The sequence below is a fragment of the Psychromonas sp. KJ10-2 genome, assembly GCF_047323255.1.
Classification (GTDB): domain Bacteria; phylum Pseudomonadota; class Gammaproteobacteria; order Enterobacterales; family Psychromonadaceae; genus Psychromonas.
In genome coordinates this window covers 3006614-3021776 of sequence record NZ_CP178827.1, presented here as the reverse complement: position 1 = coordinate 3021776, position 15163 = coordinate 3006614, and the positions used below count along the sequence as shown (strand labels likewise).

Here is a 15163-nt window from a genome sequence, read left to right as displayed (position 1 = left end):
AAGGCGTTTACGAGTATGTTAATTATAGCTTAGTTGTTTATTAAGCAAACTGGCGAGACTCACCTTCACCGTCAACATTAGTAACACAACGACCACATAATTCAGGGTGCAGTTCATTTTGACCAACATCTTCACGGTGGTGCCAACAACGGTCACATTTCGCAGCAGTACTCTTTTCTACTGCCACTGATAAACCAGTTACTTCAGTGGTTACTGCACCTTCAGGCGCATCAGCTAATGGTTTAACAATAGCTTGCGAAGTAATTAATACAAAACGTAGCTCATCATCTAATGTCGATAATAATGCGTTAATTTCATCAGAAGCATATAAAGTTACTTCAGCTTCTAATCCACCACCAATCACTGCGTCTTTACGTGCTAGCTCTAATACTTTATTGACTTCAGCACGAACCGTGATCAATTGAGCCCACTTATCATTATCCAGAGTTTCATTATCCGTTAAGCCAAATAAGCCTTCGTACCATGTTTCAGTAAATACAAACTGGCTACGTTCACCTGGTAAACGCCCCCAAATTTCATCCGCTGTAAAGCTTAGAATTGGTGCCATTAAGCGCACTAAAGACTCAACAATATGGTAAAGCGCAGTTTGACAGCTTAAGTGAGCATTACTGCCTGTTTTTGCTGTGTATTGACGGTCTTTAATAATGTCTAAGTAAAAACTACCTAAATCAATTGAACAGAAGTGCATTAGTTTTTGATAAACAACATGCATATTGTAGTTTTCGTAAGCTTCAATCACTTCGTTTTGCATCGTCAATGTTTTAGCCACGATCCAACGATCTAATGCCACCATTTCAGCTGCTGGCACTAAGTCAGTTTTAGGATCAAAACCGTTTAAGTTAGCAAGCAAGAAACGAGAGGTGTTACGAATACGACGGTAACTATCCGCACTACGGTTTAAGATTTCATCAGAAACAGTAATTTCACCAGTGTAATCCGTTGACGCCACCCATAAACGTAAAATATCTGCACCTAGGTCGTTCATTACCGTTTGCGGTGACATGACATTACCTAACGACTTAGACATTTTTTTGCCGTCGCCATCAACCACAAAACCATGCGTTAACACCTCTTTATAAGGTGCTGCACCGTTAATCGCAGTACTGGTTAATAATGAAGATTGGAACCAACCACGATGTTGGTCAGACCCTTCTAAGTACATATCAGCTTGTACTGGTTGATCATTTTCCTGCTTAAACTCATCACGAATCGCTAATACAGCAGCATGCGTTGTACCAGAATCAAACCAAACATCTAATGTATCCGTTACTTTACGGAACTTCTCAGCTTCAAAACCTAATAAAGACTCAGGCTCTAAATCAAACCATGCTTGAATGCCTTCTTTTTCAATTTTTTGTGCAATCAGTTCCATCATTTCAACAGAATTTTCATGCAGTTCATCTGTTTCTTTATTTACAAATAAAGTGATTGGCACACCCCAAGTACGTTGACGTGATACACACCAATCAGGACGACCTTCAATCATTTTCTCAATACGGCTTTGTCCCCAGCTCGGGATCCATTTAACATCTTTAATCTCTTTCAACGCACTGTCACGTAAGCCTTCTTGATTCATAGAGATGAACCATTGTGGTGTCGCGCGGAAGATAATAGGTGTTTTGTGTCTCCAACAATGTGGGTAACTATGCTTAATGTTGACATGATGAATAAGCGCATCACGCTCAGTTAACACGGCTAACACAGCATCATTTGCTTTAAATACATGTAGACCAGCAAAGAATTCTGTATCTTCACGGAACACACCATTATCACCAACCGGGTTCGCAACTTCTAAATCATACTTCAAACCAGCAGAGTAATCGTCTTGACCGTGGCCAGGCGCTGTATGTACACAACCTGTACCCGCATCGATAGTAACGTGGTCAGCAACAATTGCTGGTACTTGCAGGTCTAAGAATGGGTGTTGGAATAATTGCTTTTCAAGTGCAGCACCTGTGGTAATAGCGAGTACAGTAAACTCTTCGATACCGTAACGAGCCATACAATCAGCAACTAGGTCAGTGGCTAAAATTAAGCGACGCTGACCTGCTTGCACTAATGAATACTCTACTTTTGCAGCTAATGCGATAGCGCGGTTTGCAGGTAATGTCCAAGGCGTTGTTGTCCAGATAACTGGTGAGATAGTACCGTGACCAAAGTCATCGCCTTGTTTATCAAAACAAGCTAATACCGCATCAATATCAATCGCATTAAATGCAACATCGATAGCAGCTGATACTTTATCTTCATACTCTACTTCCGCTTCAGCTAATGCAGAACCACAGTCAGTACACCAATGCACAGGCTTAGAACCTTTGTGTAGGTGTTTATTTTTAATAATGCTTGCTAACGCACGTACGATGTTTGCTTCCGTTTCGAAGTTCATGGTTAAGTAAGGCTTATCCCACTCACCTAAAACACCTAAACGTTTAAAGTCTTTACGCTGGCCATCAACTTGACGAGCAGCATATTCACGACATTTAACGCGGAATTCAGCAGGTGTTAGTTTTTTACCTGGTTTACCGTGCTTTTGCTCTACTTTTAATTCGATTGGTAGACCATGACAATCCCAACCTGGAACGTAAGGCGCATCAAAATCAGATAATGTTTTAGACTTAATAATAATGTCTTTTAAGATTTTGTTAACCGAGTGACCAATATGAATATCCCCATTTGCATAAGGAGGGCCATCATGCAGAATGAATGTTTTCTTACCTTTTTTAGCCGTACGAATCTTGCCGTAAAGGTCTTCTTTATACCAATTCTTAAGCATATTTGGCTCGCGATTAGCTAAGTTAGCACGCATCGGGAAGCCTGTTTTTGGTAAATTTAATGTACTTTTGTAATCACTCATCGGTTTTTATTCCATCTAACGATCTATTAATTAAGCAGATGCCATTCTCTAGCTTGCTGAATATCTTTATCAATCTGTATTTTTAAGTCTGCGAATGACTCAAAACGAGTTTCATCACGCAACTTATTCTCAAGTAACACTTCTAGTTGGCGACCATATAAGTCACCTTCAAAATCAAAAATATGTACTTCTAACTGCTGTCTTTCACCGTTAACGGTTGGACGACAGCCAATATTTGCTACGCCAGTGTAGGTCTTATTGTCTATGCCTAAAATAGACACAACAAACACCCCAGAAACAGGCGACACTCGACGCTTTAAAAACAAATTAGCGGTCGGAACACCAATAGTGCGACCGAGTTTTCTACCATGACCAACACGTCCTGCAATACTGTATTTTCTGCCCAGCATCTGCTCAGCTTGTTGCAATTCGCCTTTGGCTAATGCACTACGAATACGGGTACTGCTTACGCGGCAAGTATCTTGCGATAAACTTTTAGTATCGACCACTTCAAAGCCATACTTTTTGCCCGCTTCTTTGAGCAAAGCAAAATCACCTAAACGTTGGTAACCAAAGTGGAAATCATCGCCTATCACCAAAAATTTTACATTCAATTTTTTAATCAATAGTTCTTCAATAAATTGATCGGCGCTTAGATTAGCAAATTGATGAGTAAAGGACACGCACAGTAGACGATCTAAATTTAATTTTTCAAGTTGAACAAACTTATCGCGTAAACGACTCAATCGACCCGGCGCATTTTTTCCTGCAAATAACTCAGCAGGTTGAGGCTCAAAGGTCATCACCGTTGACGGGACTTGCAAACGCTCAGCTTCTTTTAGCAAACGCGATAAAACAGCACGATGTCCAAGATGAATACCATCAAAGTTACCAATACTTAACACACAACCTTTAGGTTGATGCTGTAAATTATGTATACCGCGTATTAATTCCATAAATAATGTCTTAATTGATTGCAAAACTAAGCGTTGAAAATATAAAAGAGCCGATTATATATTAAGGCAACAAAGTATTCAGCTTTCATTTTAATGATTTATTATTTAATCAGTTAACTCGCTTTAAAATGATGTAAGCGTAAACCTAAAATGACATTACTAACTAAATACACCAAAGCCCCACCCACAATAAAAACAACTAACTGAATAATTGCATCAAATAGGCTGAGCTCAACCCATTGGGTTAAATCTGGCATGAGATAAAACAAAGTACCCACCATCACAGCGCCAGAAACAAGAATGCGCAGCAACACGCTAATACTCTGCGGTTGACGTTGATACACGCCACTTTTATATAATCCAAACCACAATAGCCCAGCATTCAATGTCGCGGACAACGAAGTTGCAATGGCTAAACCAACATAACCGAATGGAATAGCAAAAATAACATTCAGCAACATATTACTGACCATCGCAATAACACCAAACTTCACCGGTGTTTTAGTATCTTGGCGAGAGTAATAACCTGGCGCTAACACTTTTACTAACATAAAACTTAATAGGCCTGTGGCATAAGCAAATAAACTCATGCCTGACATGCTCACATCTTGAATATCAAACTCACCACGCATAAACAAAACACGCAACATTGGCTCAGCCAATATCATCAAACCCAGCATAGCCGGTACACCTAGAAAACAAACACTACGGATTCCCCAATCGATAGTTTTAGCGAAAGCTTCAGGCGATTTATTAACGTGAGATGAAGATAGACTAGGTAAGATCACGGTCGCGATCGCAATCCCAAATAGCCCTAAAGGAAACTCTAATAAACGGTCTGAATAATATAACCAACTTATTGAGCCTGTTTGTAAAAAGCTGGCAATGAAGGTATCCAATAACAGGTTAATTTGACTCACCGACACACCGAATAGAGCAGGAATCATCAAGGTGCGAATTTTTACCACGCCAGGATGGTGCCATTGCCAACTCGGTTTAACTAATAACCCCTCTTTTTTCAGAAAAGGGATCTGAAATAAAAACTGCACTAAACCACCAATAAAAACACCGATGGCTAAACCAATTTCTGGTTGCGGTAACTGAGGTGAAATATAGACAGCTGATCCGATGATCGCGACATTTAAAAAACCGGTGTAAACGCTGCAACCGCAAATTTACCTAAGGTATTTAAAATAGCACCAGATAACGCAGTAAAAGTAATAAACCATAGATAAGGGAAAGTAATTTTAAGCATGTCCGACGCGAGTTCGAACTTATAAGCTTCAGCCCCGCCGTTCCACCATTCTAAGAACCAACCAAAACCAAATAATGCAGTAATCACTGAAGAGCCAATCACCCCTAAAATAGTGATGATGGTAATAATCGTTCCTAAGGTGCCGGATACTGCTGAAATCAGCTCTTTTACCTTATCGCGAGACTGGGTTTTCTCATATTCGGTTAAAACCGGCACAAAAGCTTGTGCAAAAGCCCCCTCTGCAAATAAACGACGTAAAAAGTTAGGAATTTTATTAGCAAAGAAAAATAAATCTGCAGCTGCCCCAGCTCCCATTAAATTAGCAATAACAATATCACGCACTAATCCTAAAACGCGTGATACTAAGGTCATAGAACTTACGATCATGCCTGATTTTATTAACTTTTTACTCACACTGAATGTCCTAAAAACTAAGCCATCAACAGACTTAGGAAACTGAAAGATAATATTCGCAACCACAAAATACACGTTTTCATTGAATTTAATAGCAATAACAATGGATATATCGACGAAACAATCGACACTGGATTTGCATCTGTAATGGGTTGAGTATAAAATGCGCGCAGTTTAACCATCCACCTGGTTTCTTACCAGTTATTTTATTGGTTAATAAAAAACCATTTGACAATATACGTGTTACAAGGCATATTCCACGACCTTTGATTATCCCTTGTTATACAGAATTTAGGAGTTAAGGTCTTGGCTAATATCAAGTCTGCTAAAAAACGTGCTTTATTATCTGAAAAAAGCCGTAAACATAATGCAAGCCGTCGTACAATGATGCGTACTTTCATCAAGAAAGTTGTTGTTGCAATCGAAGCTGCAAACAAAGAACTAGCTGCGGCTGAGTTCATTAAATTACAATCAGTTTTAGATGCTTACGCAACTAAAGGTCTGATCAGCAAAAACATGGCTGCTCGTAAGAAAAGCCGTCTTTCTGCTAAAATTAAAGCACTTTAATTCTTAATTAAGAAAAAGTCTTTTATTTAGAATATTAAAAAACCGACCTAGTGTCGGTTTTTTTATACCCAAATTTTAGAAATGGGCTAGTTTTATATGGGTTGTTTAAATACCCATTCCTGATAATGCATTAATTAAATCTTTCACAAACTTACCCGCGACAGGGTTTGTCTCTTCAAATGCCACTAACTGTTCTGTGATTTTTTTATCTTGAATTAATTTTGCAGGGTCACCAGAAAGAATCGCTTGTTGTAGCTGGTCATGAACTGTCTTTAATTCGCTAGCGGTGCACTCATCGGCAATCGCCCCATCGGCTAGAATATCGGTTAACTTTTGAAATTCACTCTGCACTTTTTGTATTGGCATACGTACCTCACTTTTAATCGAAAAAGAATATAACTATTTTAACATCAGTCTATTGCAGGCTTTGTGATAAAGCGGTCAATAAAACGTGTGAATAATAAGTAACTTATCACAAACACAACACTCAATCCGATTAATCCACCTTTAAACCAACTGTGCGCTTGGTAAGCTTGTAAAAATAGGCTGGAAAGATAAATAGCTAGCAACCAGTACGCAATACGCAGAAGATATCCCCAAATAGGGTAACCTTTATCTGTTAACCATAACTTAGCCATCTACTATCCTTGTTAAATATATTTATATTTTAATATGTTACGAATTATCGATACTAAAACTTAAGACATCATTAATATGATCTTGTTCAGTTGCTAACATTAATAGTCTATCTAACCCTAAGGCCACGCCAGCACAATCAGGTAAATGATCTAAGCACTCCACAAACTTTTTATCGATAGGCATTTCTACTAACCCCATCTTAGCTCTTAATTGATTATCCGCTTCAAATCGTTTTAATTGCTCTGCACTACTGTTTAATTCATAAAAGCCATTGGCTAGTTCGATACTTTTAAAATATACCTCAAACCGATCGGCCACACGCGGGTCCTGAGTATTGATTCGCGCTAAAGCCGCTTGAGAAGCAGGAAAGTCATAAACAAAACAAGGCGATGTTTGGCCAATCTTAGGTTCGATAGCAATACAAAAAAGTAACTGTAAAATCGTATCTTTATCCTGTTCATTATCTAAAACATCACCTAACTCAAGGTGTCTGCCCGCTGCTTTAAGTTGCTCATTAGAAGCACTCAAAGGATCAACGTCTAAATGTGTTAAAAAAGCCTCTTGATAGGTACATCGTGTCGGTTCTGCACAACGTAAAATATCCGTTAGCAATACCGCCATTTCATCCATCAACTGATGATGATCGAAACCAACACGATACCACTCTAATAAAGAGAATTCAGGATTATGATAACGCCCAGACTCTTCATTCCTAAAGACTTTAGAAACCTGATAGATACAGCCACTACCTGCAGACAGTAAGCGTTTCATATGAAATTCAGGAGAGGTTTGTAAATATAGAGGTACTCCGCCATCAACTAATGGTTTATCACTTATATTTCGACCAACAAATTGGGTTTTAAAACAATGTAAATGTACATCTGTTACTGCAGCTTGGCTTAACGCTGGGGTTTCAACTTCTAACACACCATGCACACTAAAATAAGCTCTAATTTTATTCAACATCTCTGCTCGCGCTTTTAACTGCGTTAACGATGCACTAGGTAACCAACTCATCACACCTCCTTTTTCGCTAAGTGTATCGGAGATAATCCAGTTATCAAACAAAGCTTTGATTAAGACCAAGTTTTAAAACGGCTAATTGCAATATATTTAACACATATGAAGACTGATTCTACCCTGATTTAAGACTTATTTTATGAAGGGTCAAATTACTACAATTTATTTTGAATGGAATAAAATTATGCAAGTAATTAAAACAGATGTCGCCATTATCGGAGCTGGAGGAGCAGGCCTTAGAGCTGCCATCGAGATAGCAGAAAAAAGTCCTACCTTAGATATTGCCCTTATTTCCAAAGTTTATCCCATGCGTAGCCATACCGTCGCAGCTGAAGGTGGCGCAGCAGGTGTAGTACAAGATCACGACTCCTTTGATCACCACTTTAACGATACGGTTGCAGGTGGAGATTGGTTATGTGAGCAAGATGTTGTGGAATACTTTGTAAAAAATGCCCCTAAACAGTTAACACAACTAGAGCATTGGGGATGTCCTTGGAGTCGCAAGGCAGATGGTAGTGTTAATGTTCGAGCTTTTGGTGGAATGAAAATAGAACGCACTTGGTTCGCTGCGGATAAAAGCGGCTTTCATATTCTGCACACACTTTTCCAAACCTCAATGAAATACCCCAAAATCACTCGATTTGACGAGCATTTTTGCCTCGATTTACTCGTTGAAGACAATAAAATTCAAGGTGTAGTGATACTCGATATTGCCGAAGGTGAAGCAAAATTAATACAAGCAAAATCAGTCATAATGGCTACCGGTGGTGCAGCTCGCGTTTATACCTATAACACCAACGGAGGTATTGTGACGGGAGATGGCATGTCATTGGCTTATCGACATGGTGTTGCCTTACGCGATATGGAATTTGTGCAATACCATCCAACGGGTCTACCTGGCTCTGGGATATTAATGACAGAAGGTTGTCGAGGTGAAGGGGGTATTTTACTTAATAAAAACGGTTATCGATATTTACAAGATTACGGCTTGGGTCCAGAAATACCTGCTGGTGAAACTAAAAATAAATATATGGAGCTAGGGCCAAGAGACAAGTTAAGCCAATGTTTTTGGCAAGAGCAACAAAAAGGTAATCTGCTCACTGGTGAGCGAGGTGACTATGTACAACTTGATCTACGACACTTAGGAGAAGCAAAAATCAATGAACGCCTCCCCTTCATTCGCGAGTTAGCTAAAGCTTATGTCGGTGTCGATCCTGTTCACCAACCTATCCCAGTTCGTCCTACTGCACACTATACAATGGGTGGTATAGCAACGGATGCTAAAACAGCCACCAGCTTAGCTGGATTATATGCTATTGGAGAATGTGCCTCTGTGGGCTTACATGGCGCTAATCGCTTAGGCTCAAATTCATTAACTGAACTAGCGGTATTCGGACAGTTAGCAGGTCAACAAGCCGCTGAATATGCATTACAACATACACACCAACCAATCACGCCATTACGTCAGCAAGCGGAAGTAATACTGGCTAAAACAGAGGCACTACTGCACAGCAATGGCACTGAAAAAATGGCAGATATTCGTGATGAGATGGGCGCTTGTATGGAAGCAGGTGTTGGCATATATCGCACCCAAGAATCGATGCAGAACACCATTGATACACTAGCACAACTAAAACAACGTTATAAAAACATCCAAATAAATGATAAATCGAGTGTTTTTAATACTGAATTTCTATATGCCATTGAGCTCGGGTATTTATTGGATACTGCAGAAGCCATGGTTCACAGTGCTATACAACGTAAAGAATCTCGCGGATCGCATCAACGTATTGATGGGTTTAAACAGCGCGATGACATCAACTTTTTAAAACATTCTCTTGCCTATTACCAAGCAGATAAAGCCCCTTTAATTAAATATTCAGATGTGACCATCACCAAAAGCCAACCCGCAAAACGAGTTTATGGTGCAGCTTCTGATACGAAGGAGAAATAATATGGCTAATAAAACAATAAAGATAGAGATCCTTCGATATCGTCCAGAGCAAGAAGATAAACCATCACCACAATTGTTTGAAGTGCCTTACAGCCCTGATTTAACGATTCTTGAAGCGTTGCAATATATCAAAGATCACCTTGATAGCACTATCAGCTTTCGTTGGTCATGCCGAATGGCTATTTGTGGAAGTTGCGGTTTGATGGTTGACGGTGTTCCTAAGCTAGGCTGTAAAACATTCCTACGAGATTACTTCCCAAATAAAATAAAATTGGAAGCGTTAGCCAACTTCCCCATAGAGCGTGATTTAGTCGTAGTAATGGACGACTTCATTAATAAACTAAAAGAGATAAAACCCTATATTATTCCCGAAGATAATACAAAATGCCTCTCTGATGGCCCCTATCAACAAACTCCCGAGCAGCTAGCCAAATATAAGCAATATTCAATGTGTATCAATTGTGGCCTTTGTTATGCCGCGTGTCCGCAATACGCTTTGGATACTAAATTCACAGGCCCTGCTGCCTTAGCGCTGTTAGCTCGCTATAACCGAGATAGTCGAGATGCGGGTAGCAAACAACGAATGAAAATAGTCAATCAAGAAGAAGGTGTTTGGGGCTGTACTTTTGTTGGCTATTGCTCAGTTGTTTGCCCTAAAGGTGTCGACCCAGCGGCTGCGATCCAGCTTCTCAAAGTAGAAAGTAGCAAAGACTATCTGATTGGTATGTTTAAACCAGATTAATCACCTCCAAGATATAATCAAATTATAAGGAGCTAAAGCATGAGTAAACGTAAACCTTATCAACGAGAAGTCAGTAGCAAATGGTGGCTAGCGCAAGCCTTTTACAGTAAATATATGCTGCGTGAAGGCAGCAGTATTTTCATCACACTCTATAGTTTGATATTAGGCTGGGGTGTATTTCGCTTGAGCCAAGGAGAAGCCGCATTTAATGCATGGATGAATTCACTTCAGCATCCTAGTGCTATTATTTTTCATTTTATCGCACTGCTATTTGCCATTTATCACAGCTTCACTTGGTTCTCTTTGGCACCAAAAGCCATGGACATATGGTTAAAAGGAAAACCACTGGAAGATAAGTTAATTGTTTCTGGTCACTATATTGCTTTCATTATCGTCAGCGTATTTTGCCTCGTCGTCATCCTATAGGAGTCACTCATGAATAATAACAATGAGAAAAAATACATACGCAGTCATGAGCCTGTATTTTGGGGGTTATTTGGTGCTGGCGGTACGTTAACTGCTTTTATGACGCCCGTAATGATACTGATAACAGGCATACTGGTGCCAATTGGTTTATTCGGCGAGGGGAAGTTTAATTATCAACAGATACATCAATTTGTAACATCTTGGTATGGCGCAGCTATCATTCTTATATTGGTCGCTTTACCTTTATGGCACACTTTCCATCGTATTTTTCATGGATTGCATGATTTAGGAATAAAACGGGGAAGAGACTGGCAACAGGTAATTTGTTATGGATCGGCTTTTGCCGTGACTATCTTTGTATTAACAGTGCTCTTACAGATGATCACAGCTTAAAAACAGCAGATATAAAAAAACCAGCGCTAAGCTGGTTCTTTAAACTTAATTCATTATTAAGTTTTATTTTTTAACACGGCCAACATATTCACCTGTACGCGTATCAACTTTAATGATTTCGCCAATTTGGATGAATAATGGAACACGTACTACAGCGCCTGTTGATAATCTAGCTGGTTTACCACCAGTACCTGCTGTATCACCTTTAAGGCCAGGATCTGTTTCAGTCACTTCTAACTCTACAAAGTTAGGTGGCATAACTGCGATAGGAGCATCATTCCAAGTCGTGATAGTACAAATGTTTTGTTCTACTAACCATTTGTCCATATCACCTACTGCGTTTGCATCAGCAGCGATTTGTTCGAAGGTATTGTTATCCATAAAGTGGAAGAACTCACCGTCGTTGTACAAGTAAGCTAAATCAAAATCCATTACATCAGCAGACTCAACTGTTTCATTTGATTTAAATGTTTTATCAACCACTTTACCTGAGATAAGCTTACGGTATTTAACACGACTAAATGCCTGACCTTTACCCGGTTTAACATATTCATTTTCCATGATCACACATGGTTCATTATCGAGCATGAATTTTAGCCCGCCTTTAAAATCACTGGTACTATATGTCGCCATTACAACCTCTATAACTAAACTGATAAAAAATGCTTAAAATAATTGACGTGAATAATACCGCTGACTTGCCAACATGGCAAAAGGAACTCGCTAATGCAGTCAAAAATCCACAACAACTGTTAGAAATATTAGAAATCACGCAAGAAACTGCACAAATAAGTGAACTTGCTAAGAAACAATTTCCAATGTTGGTGCCTTTACCTTTTGTTAATAAGATGCAAAAGGGCAACGTCAACGATCCATTATTGAAACAAGTACTGCCAATTCATGATGAAGAGTTGTTATTACCAGGTTATAGCACGGATCCTTTAGTTGAACAAAACAACCAACACAAAGGATTACTGCATAAATACAAAAGCCGAGTGTTAATTATTTTAAAGAGTGGCTGTGCCGTGAATTGTCGTTACTGCTTTAGACGCCACTTTCCCTATGCGGATAACAGCGTCAATAAATCGCAGCTCACTAATATTGTCAATTATATCCAAGCACACCCTAATGTTAATGAAGTCATCTTAAGTGGCGGAGATCCTTTAATGACTAAAGACAAGCAGCTTGCAGAGCTACTTGATCAGTTAGAAGCATTACCACAATTAACGCGCTTACGTATCCATACACGTTTACCTGTAGTGATCCCTTCGCGTATTACCGAGACCTTCACTCAACGATTACAAAAGAGTCGCTTGAAGATAATCATGGTGTTACATATCAATCACGCACAAGAGATTGATAAACCTTTTGCAGAAGCCATGGAGCGTTGTCATCAAGCGGGTATTCAACTGCTTAATCAAAGTGTATTGCTAAAAGATGTTAATGATGATGTGGACGCTTTAGTCGCGCTAAGTGAGGCTTTATTCTCAGTGAATATCTTGCCTTATTACCTGTTTCTTCTAGATAAAGTGCAAGGTGCCGCACATTTTGATTTAGATGAACACAAAGCCCAACTGCTGCATAAACAAATGCAAGCAGAATTGCCTGGTTACTTAGTACCTAGATTAAGTAGAGAAATCGCAGGTGAGCAAAGTAAAACGTTAATACATTCGTTATAATACCTATTATATCAATCATTGAATTGCACAGGAGAAAGTAATGAGCAAAGAAAGCGTGCAAGCACAGCTTCAAGAAAACATTAAAATTATTTACCACAGAGCTGTGGATGCAGACCAAGCATTAGCTGAATTACGTAAACAAAAGAATGCGACTTTTGCACATATTTTTGCAGAAGATACACCCTTCAAGCAGCATGCAAATACCTTCTTACCTTATGTTGAAGAGTTAGCTGCGGACTTACAGGCGATGCAAGTAGAAGATGATGACCAATATAAAGTGCAATTACCTGCACTAGTGGTAAAAATTGAATTGTTATTTAAAACATTGAATGCTTTTAAGGAAAAATTAAAAGCTAAATAGGGTTTAATAGCAATAACAGTGAGTAGTAATACCAATTTTATTAAATAACTGCTCTAAATTTTGCGCCGGAAAAATGGCTTAGTTTGAGGCGTAAGTTGATGTAAATGGTTGTTCCCTATACGAAACTTACAACGAAAAAATAAGTCATTTTAACAAGTAAAATAGATCAGTTACTTACTATGATTGGTATAATACCTTCCATATCATTGGTATTGGCTACTCACTACTTTTAGGGTCAAGCGCTATAACGACCCACTTTTATAGCTAGACACCTTATTACGGCCAGTATCTTTCGCCTCTGCTAACGCTTGGCTAACAAAAGTCATCTGTTGCGAAGCATCTTCAATATCATCTACTTCCTGTACCTGCATTAAACCAATACTTACAGTGAACTCTATCTTTTCTTCTCCTACAACGGTAGGCATGGCGATAATTTCACTTCTGATCCGTTCCATCAGCATCAGCGCATTGCCTTGATCTGTTCTTGGCATTAACAAAATAAAGTTTTCACCACTTAAACGGGCAAACACATCGGTTTGACGCATTTGATTATCAACACGTAAAGTAAAATCAAGGATCACCTTATCGCCAATATCATGTCCATACTTTTCATTAATCGCTTTAAAAGCATCGATATTCAACATCGCCAGACAATAAGGCTCTTTATAACGTAAATAACGAATATGCTCTTGCGCCATATGTATTTCAAAATAGCGACGATTATAAATATTGGTCAGGTCATCATGTGTGACCAAATGTTGTAGCTTTTTATTATTATCTGATAACGCCTGATCTTTCTCTAAAATAGTTTCGATATAACCTTTCACCGCTTTCGCCATTTCACTAATATCATCAGAGCCTTTAATGGCAATCCGATATTGGTTTTTACTATCACCGGCGTCAATCACCTGACGAATTAAACTCACTCGACGTAAGAGATTGGTCTGTAATGTAATTAATATGATTGCAACAATGATGCAGGTTAGTAAGAGTAGGTAGAGAAAGGATTCCCTTAAGGAGATTTTCTCTTCTATTTTAGTCAGGTTAGTCAAAAATGCTTTTTGTGCCGCTAGGCCACTATCTCCAATCACACTGATGATCGACTGAGTTAGAGCTTTATGGTCTGACTTTAGCTGCTCCACAACGGATAGCTGTGCTAAATAGGCTTGGTAATCAACTGATATTGAGGTTGTACCTGTTAATAACGCTAGCAAGGTTTGAAATTCCTGCGCTGACATAACAGATTGCAATGGAGAGATTAATTCTTTAACCGCAACAGGACTACTATCCGAAGAAGCGTTATTAAGCATAGGGTTAAATAATAAAAGCACCTCATCAAGTGTCACAGCAATACTGACATTACCTTTATTTAATTGCTCTCTTCGGTAAACCTCCACATCTTGATAGTCAGCTAACACTTGATTAGCTAATGTTATCTTTTTAGTCATCGCGGCTGAAATAGCATCACTTTGATCAGAAAGCGCAGAGTTTAACGACAATAAATCTTGATAAGCATATAGATTATCAGCATATTGCTGTGAAGTTTGTGTCGCCCAAGTTGCTTTATCTGCAATATAGGCATCTTCCCACTGTAAATCTTCTTCATTTACAGCTAGAAACATATTGTTAGTTGCAGCTAATATTTTATTGGTTTGAACTTTCAATTGCGTGATCGCCAATAGGCTCTCAAAATGTTCACTCTTGACCTGTTGATAATCTTCTTTTAATTCAGTTAATGAAGTAATAGCAGATATCCCCACCACACATGTCATGATAGTGAGTGTAATAGTCATGATAACAACGCGAAGATTCAACTTATGTTTTAAGCGAGGCATATTATCCTTGAAAAAATGTATTTATATAATCGATTTAATAACAGAAA

Annotated in this window: 14 protein-coding genes and 1 pseudogene; 7 read left to right on the top strand and 8 right to left on the bottom strand. The window is 38.9% G+C overall.

Annotated features, from left to right (window positions below):
• Nucleotides 1-40 precede the first annotated feature (40 nt).
• The 3 genes and pseudogenes from ileS to murJ form a co-directional block, all read right to left on the bottom strand.
• Nucleotides 41-2875, bottom strand: a complete 2835-nt coding sequence (gene ileS / locus ACLKL2_RS14690) for an isoleucine--tRNA ligase (RefSeq protein ID WP_413692303.1) — start codon at nucleotides 2873-2875, stop codon at nucleotides 41-43.
• Nucleotides 2876-2901: 26 nt separating this feature from the next.
• The gene (gene ribF, locus ACLKL2_RS14685) at nucleotides 2902-3831 is read right to left on the bottom strand and encodes a bifunctional riboflavin kinase/FAD synthetase (protein ID WP_413692302.1); all 930 of its coding nucleotides are present in this window, start codon (nucleotides 3829-3831) and stop codon (nucleotides 2902-2904) included.
• A gap of 113 nt (nucleotides 3832-3944) precedes the next feature.
• Nucleotides 3945-5500: pseudogene (gene murJ, locus ACLKL2_RS14680) on the bottom strand (murein biosynthesis integral membrane protein MurJ).
• 306 nt (nucleotides 5501-5806) lie between these two features.
• Here murJ and rpsT point away from each other — a divergent pair.
• Nucleotides 5807-6067 carry a 30S ribosomal protein S20 gene (gene rpsT, locus ACLKL2_RS14675; RefSeq protein WP_113818573.1) on the top strand — a complete coding sequence of 87 codons (261 nt, stop codon included), beginning with the start codon at nucleotides 5807-5809 and terminating at the stop codon, nucleotides 6065-6067.
• Between the two features lie 105 nt (nucleotides 6068-6172).
• On the opposite strand, the gene ACLKL2_RS14670 is transcribed toward rpsT, so the two are convergent.
• From ACLKL2_RS14670 to epmA, 3 genes are read right to left on the bottom strand one after another with little or no spacing between them, the layout of a single operon-like run.
• Nucleotides 6173-6433: a DUF4404 family protein gene (locus tag ACLKL2_RS14670; protein WP_113818574.1), complete on the bottom strand. Its 261-nt coding sequence runs from the start codon at nucleotides 6431-6433 to the stop codon at nucleotides 6173-6175.
• Between the two features lie 44 nt (nucleotides 6434-6477).
• Nucleotides 6478-6705, bottom strand: a complete 228-nt coding sequence (locus ACLKL2_RS14665) for a hypothetical protein (RefSeq protein WP_113818575.1) — start codon at nucleotides 6703-6705, stop codon at nucleotides 6478-6480.
• Between the two features lie 37 nt (nucleotides 6706-6742).
• The gene (gene epmA, locus ACLKL2_RS14660) at nucleotides 6743-7723 is read right to left on the bottom strand and encodes an elongation factor P--(R)-beta-lysine ligase (RefSeq protein ID WP_413692301.1); all 981 of its coding nucleotides are present in this window, start codon (nucleotides 7721-7723) and stop codon (nucleotides 6743-6745) included.
• Nucleotides 7724-7910: 187 nt separating this feature from the next.
• On the opposite strand from epmA, the gene frdA reads away from it, so the two are divergent.
• Genes frdA through frdD form a run of 4 tightly spaced genes read left to right on the top strand, consistent with a single transcriptional unit; the run spans nucleotide 7911 to nucleotide 11241 of the window.
• Nucleotides 7911-9680, top strand: a complete 1770-nt coding sequence (frdA, locus tag ACLKL2_RS14655) for a fumarate reductase (quinol) flavoprotein subunit (protein WP_413692300.1) — start codon at nucleotides 7911-7913, stop codon at nucleotides 9678-9680.
• A gap of 1 nt (nucleotide 9681) precedes the next feature.
• Nucleotides 9682-10422 carry a succinate dehydrogenase/fumarate reductase iron-sulfur subunit gene (locus tag ACLKL2_RS14650; protein WP_413692299.1) on the top strand — a complete coding sequence of 247 codons (741 nt, stop codon included), beginning with the start codon at nucleotides 9682-9684 and terminating at the stop codon, nucleotides 10420-10422.
• Nucleotides 10423-10461: 39 nt separating this feature from the next.
• Nucleotides 10462-10848, top strand: coding sequence for a fumarate reductase subunit C (locus ACLKL2_RS14645; protein WP_413692298.1), 387 nt, complete (start codon nucleotides 10462-10464; stop codon nucleotides 10846-10848).
• A gap of 9 nt (nucleotides 10849-10857) precedes the next feature.
• Nucleotides 10858-11241 carry a fumarate reductase subunit FrdD gene (gene frdD / locus ACLKL2_RS14640; RefSeq protein ID WP_413692297.1) on the top strand — a complete coding sequence of 128 codons (384 nt, stop codon included), beginning with the start codon at nucleotides 10858-10860 and terminating at the stop codon, nucleotides 11239-11241.
• A 63-nt stretch (nucleotides 11242-11304) separates the two neighbouring features.
• On the opposite strand, the gene efp is transcribed toward frdD, so the two are convergent.
• Nucleotides 11305-11874 carry an elongation factor P gene (gene efp, locus ACLKL2_RS14635; RefSeq protein ID WP_413692296.1) on the bottom strand — a complete coding sequence of 190 codons (570 nt, stop codon included), beginning with the start codon at nucleotides 11872-11874 and terminating at the stop codon, nucleotides 11305-11307.
• A 38-nt stretch (nucleotides 11875-11912) separates the two neighbouring features.
• On the opposite strand from efp, the gene epmB reads away from it, so the two are divergent.
• Together epmB and ACLKL2_RS14625 are read left to right on the top strand one after the other, a co-directional pair.
• The gene (gene epmB, locus ACLKL2_RS14630) at nucleotides 11913-12920 is read left to right on the top strand and encodes an EF-P beta-lysylation protein EpmB (RefSeq protein WP_413694334.1); all 1008 of its coding nucleotides are present in this window, start codon (nucleotides 11913-11915) and stop codon (nucleotides 12918-12920) included.
• A gap of 40 nt (nucleotides 12921-12960) precedes the next feature.
• Nucleotides 12961-13281, top strand: a complete 321-nt coding sequence (locus ACLKL2_RS14625; RefSeq protein WP_413692295.1) for a hypothetical protein — start codon at nucleotides 12961-12963, stop codon at nucleotides 13279-13281.
• A gap of 242 nt (nucleotides 13282-13523) precedes the next feature.
• Here ACLKL2_RS14625 and ACLKL2_RS14620 read toward each other — a convergent pair whose 3' ends face one another.
• A complete protein-coding gene (locus ACLKL2_RS14620) occupies nucleotides 13524-15116 on the bottom strand; it encodes a diguanylate cyclase (protein WP_413692294.1) in 1593 nt (530 codons plus the stop codon).
• Nucleotides 15117-15163: the final 47 nt, after the last annotated feature.

Excerpts from the sequence above, each read along its gene's own strand:
- efp (WP_413692296.1), bottom strand. The coding sequence starts at position 11,874 with ATGGCGACATATAGTACCAGTGATTTTAAAGGCGGGCTAAAATTCATG.
- ACLKL2_RS14670 (WP_113818574.1), bottom strand. The coding sequence starts at position 6,433 with ATGCCAATACAAAAAGTGCAGAGTGAATTTCAAAAGTTAACCGATATT.
- ACLKL2_RS14620 (WP_413692294.1), bottom strand. The coding sequence starts at position 15,116 with ATGCCTCGCTTAAAACATAAGTTGAATCTTCGCGTTGTTATCATGACT.
- ACLKL2_RS14625 (WP_413692295.1), top strand. The coding sequence starts at position 12,961 with ATGAGCAAAGAAAGCGTGCAAGCACAGCTTCAAGAAAACATTAAAATT.
- ACLKL2_RS14650 (WP_413692299.1), top strand. The coding sequence starts at position 9,682 with ATGGCTAATAAAACAATAAAGATAGAGATCCTTCGATATCGTCCAGAG.
- ACLKL2_RS14645 (WP_413692298.1), top strand. The coding sequence starts at position 10,462 with ATGAGTAAACGTAAACCTTATCAACGAGAAGTCAGTAGCAAATGGTGG.
- ileS (WP_413692303.1), bottom strand. The coding sequence starts at position 2,875 with ATGAGTGATTACAAAAGTACATTAAATTTACCAAAAACAGGCTTCCCG.
- frdA (WP_413692300.1), top strand. The coding sequence starts at position 7,911 with ATGCAAGTAATTAAAACAGATGTCGCCATTATCGGAGCTGGAGGAGCA.
- frdD (WP_413692297.1), top strand. The coding sequence starts at position 10,858 with ATGAATAATAACAATGAGAAAAAATACATACGCAGTCATGAGCCTGTA.
- ribF (WP_413692302.1), bottom strand. The coding sequence starts at position 3,831 with ATGGAATTAATACGCGGTATACATAATTTACAGCATCAACCTAAAGGT.
- epmA (WP_413692301.1), bottom strand. The coding sequence starts at position 7,723 with ATGAGTTGGTTACCTAGTGCATCGTTAACGCAGTTAAAAGCGCGAGCA.
- ACLKL2_RS14665 (WP_113818575.1), bottom strand. The coding sequence starts at position 6,705 with ATGGCTAAGTTATGGTTAACAGATAAAGGTTACCCTATTTGGGGATAT.